At 43.8% G+C, this 2,878-nt stretch carries 5 protein-coding genes; 2 read left to right on the top strand and 3 right to left on the bottom strand.

Translation table 11 applies throughout. The annotated features are described in order from the left end of the window. Positions 1-64: 64 nt before the first annotated feature. Genes B3K91_RS05050 through B3K91_RS05040 form a run of 3 tightly spaced genes read right to left on the bottom strand, consistent with a single transcriptional unit; the run spans position 65 to position 1,603 of the window. Positions 65-559, bottom strand: coding sequence for a hypothetical protein (locus B3K91_RS05050; protein ID WP_292594182.1), 495 nt, complete (start codon positions 557-559; stop codon positions 65-67). Then, entirely contained in the window at positions 559-1,287 is a 729-nt protein-coding gene (locus B3K91_RS05045; RefSeq protein WP_292594180.1) for an ImmA/IrrE family metallo-endopeptidase, read from the bottom strand. Before B3K91_RS05045 ends, B3K91_RS05050 begins: the two co-directional genes overlap by 1 nt. Continuing rightward, on the bottom strand, positions 1,274-1,603 hold the full coding sequence (locus B3K91_RS05040) for a helix-turn-helix domain-containing protein (RefSeq protein WP_214060037.1): 330 nt from the start codon (positions 1,601-1,603) through the stop codon (positions 1,274-1,276). The genes B3K91_RS05045 and B3K91_RS05040 overlap by 14 nt, the downstream gene beginning before the upstream one ends. 539 nt (positions 1,604-2,142) lie before the next feature. Here B3K91_RS05040 and B3K91_RS05035 point away from each other — a divergent pair. Together B3K91_RS05035 and B3K91_RS05030 are read left to right on the top strand one after the other, a co-directional pair. Then, positions 2,143-2,340 carry a hypothetical protein gene (locus B3K91_RS05035; protein ID WP_102819205.1) on the top strand — a complete coding sequence of 66 codons (198 nt, stop codon included), beginning with the start codon at positions 2,143-2,145 and terminating at the stop codon, positions 2,338-2,340. After that, positions 2,333-2,599, top strand: coding sequence for a type II toxin-antitoxin system RelE family toxin (locus B3K91_RS05030; RefSeq protein WP_292594178.1), 267 nt, complete (start codon positions 2,333-2,335; stop codon positions 2,597-2,599). The genes B3K91_RS05035 and B3K91_RS05030 overlap by 8 nt, the downstream gene beginning before the upstream one ends. Positions 2,600-2,878 lie beyond the last annotated feature (279 nt).

Raw genomic sequence — 2,878 nt, 5'->3', positions numbered from 1 at the left:
TGCTGCCTCCTGGCGCGAAAGCGCCAGTCTTGAGTCTCCAGACGCTTTTCTATTCGTTGTCTCTTTAGCAAAGAAGTCTTAGCGCTTCTTGAACCGAAATTCTGTCTTTCAGCCAGAACCCATAACACTTCATTTCTGAAAGCAATTTCTCAGCTTCACTCAGGGAGTGTACTCGTTCTCTCACACCAAGAGCTAGAATATACACACTTCCGTGGAATTCAATCTTGTATTTCCTGCAGTACTTTCTGGCGAGATTGTCATCGGTAAGAACTGTATCCGCGAGATTTTTGATACTCACTGTGAAGATACATGATAGTTCTCCCTTTCCGAGTCCTGAGAAACCGAAACTGCTGACTGAATCAGCAAATAACTCTAGATCTTCACGCATAATCTGTACAACTGGGAAACCTATCTCTAATCTCGAAAACCTTCTGCAATCATGAAACTCATTCACGACGGGTTCTGGAACAACTGCTTCATCTTTAAGAATTCTCACAAGAGTATCAATCTTTTGGACTGCAGCGAAGTTAGATAAAACCGTGGTGTCTATAACAAACACTAGTCGCTCTCCTTCATGTTTTCAAGAACATCGTAGCCATTAAGCCCTATATCTTTCATTAGCTCGAGGAATCTGCTGAAGCTGATTCTTCCTTTTTCCAGTGCCCTGAAGGCCGTTGATACATACTTGGTGTTCGACCAGTATTTCTCCCCACTTGGCTCATAGAGTCTTTTATCCATATTTAACATCTCTGCCAGTTGAAGGGGTTTTTTGTCCCACAAAGTCAATGGAATAGCTTTCCGGCCAAAAACCTCCGTCAACCGCTTAAGCGTGGCTTTGTAACTCATCCTGAACATCTGCGACATCTCCATGACTTCCACTGCGTCAAACTCAATTCCTCCGTTTGTCTGTATCATTGAAGAGACATCATTGGCTGGCATGAGAAACATCGAAGCAAAGCTATCAGCCTCCCTTTCCTTTGTAGAAGATTCATCTCCGGATATTTCGACCAGACTTTCGGTATTGTGTAGATAGATGTGACCTAATTCATGAGCCACTGTGAAGTTCTGCCTACCGATAGATTTTGATGAATTGACGACCAATATCCTCGCATGAACACTGCTGAACAACGCTCCCGAAATACCACTTTCGCCGAATGGATAGTAGAAAAGGAAGTAACCTCTGTCTTCCAGGTTTTTTCTGAGCAAAGTCTCGTTGAGACCTAAGGAAAGCCCAATTTCTTTGCGCGCTTTCAATGCAACGGCTTCGATTTCTCTAGAAGTCCTCACTATTCAGTTCTCCCTCAAGAAAAATGATATTCTTCACAATCCTCTCAATCTTTTCGAATATTTCTCTGCTCTCAACATCCAGATTACTCTTGTCCCTGAAAGCCAACGAAAACTCCCTTTCTTTTTCTTTCTGAATTCCAAGTAGATCTTCTGGCAAAGCATTGTATAACTTTGCCATTCTAAACAGGAGAACAGGATCAATCTTCTGCTTATCGTTCTCCATCCTTGAAAGAGAAGTTCTATCTACGCTCAGCTTAGAAGCAGCTTCTTCCTGGGAAAGGCCGCTTCTTTCTCTACATTCTCTTAAGTGCACCATTAACCCACCTCCTCTGTGTGCTATTATAGCACATACCATTCCTAAGATGTGAATATAACGCACTCAGAGTATTTGAAGGTATGTCTACTGATTACTACTGAACCTCTTGGATTGTCAACCGCAAAGTCGTTTCGGACGAACAGCTGTTCGCCCGTGCAAGGAAACTGAATAATTGTGTAACATTGTCAACTCGTTGAGCCTTCCCTGATTAGTGTGTCCGCAAATCCCCTATTCCTGTCATCCCGTAGAGCCTGCCCTAAGAAGAAGCCCACCCCAATGAAGCCTGCCCTGAAAATGTTCTGTTCAGGGCTCCTGTTTGGGGTCATCCCGTGATGCACCTGCACGGGATCTAGTTCTTCTCATCCTTCTCGCCCTCTCTCCTCATCTCGAACCAGAGGTTAGAAAGTTAAGTTCTTGTCGCCCTTCAAACCTCTCGCCTCTGTCCCCTGACCTCAACTTTACCAAGAAGAACTTGGACACGCAGCTTCGGAACGAGGGACCGCTCCTCAAAATGCTATAATTCCATATGAGGTGATTTAATGAAAGAACCCCGCATGATTGTTAATGAAGATGGAAAACCAGTTAGCGTGATTCTTAGTATTTCTACATATAAGAAGATTCTCGATGAGTTGGAAGAATTGGAAGAGATTCGAGCATACGACAAAGCTAAGAAGTCAACCGACAAGATTCTTCCGTTTGAAGAGGCTCTAGATAAAGTCAAGCGCGAAGATGCCTGACACATACAAACTTCTTATTCTCAGCACAGCTGCAAAAGAGCTTCAGTCACTTCGAGAGCCGAACTATAGCAGAATCAAGCAAAGGATATTGCTGCTCGCTTCGAATCCGCGTCCAAGTGGTTCTAGTAAGTTGACCGGAAGAGGGGGATGGCGGATAAGAGCTGGTGACTATCGGATTATCTATGAGATTAGTGATGAAGATAAGTCAGTTACTAATCTGCATATCGGCCATCGTAGAAATGTATACAAGAATCTTTGAGACATATTCTTGATGTTTGAATCAGATAGAAGGAACACCATCTTCTCAAAAGTCGACTTCTGATTGCGCTCCTGAGCTTAAGAATAAAGAACCGCTCTTCCAAGAACGGGGCCATGCTCTTGTCGGAGAACAGTGAACCGATAACGAATAACCGTTTCTTTTTCAACCTGCATCTTGTCACTTGCAACTGTTTGCGTTTTTCGCACCCAAAAAGAACGAGATCCTGGCCAGTAGCACGCCAGGATGACGTGAAAGACTGTCATCCCTTGAGGTTGCCCT

This window comes from Mesotoga sp. UBA5847 (assembly GCF_002432735.1).
GTDB lineage: Bacteria > Thermotogota > Thermotogae > Petrotogales > Kosmotogaceae > Mesotoga.
This window is presented reverse-complemented; position numbering and strand designations above follow the sequence as displayed.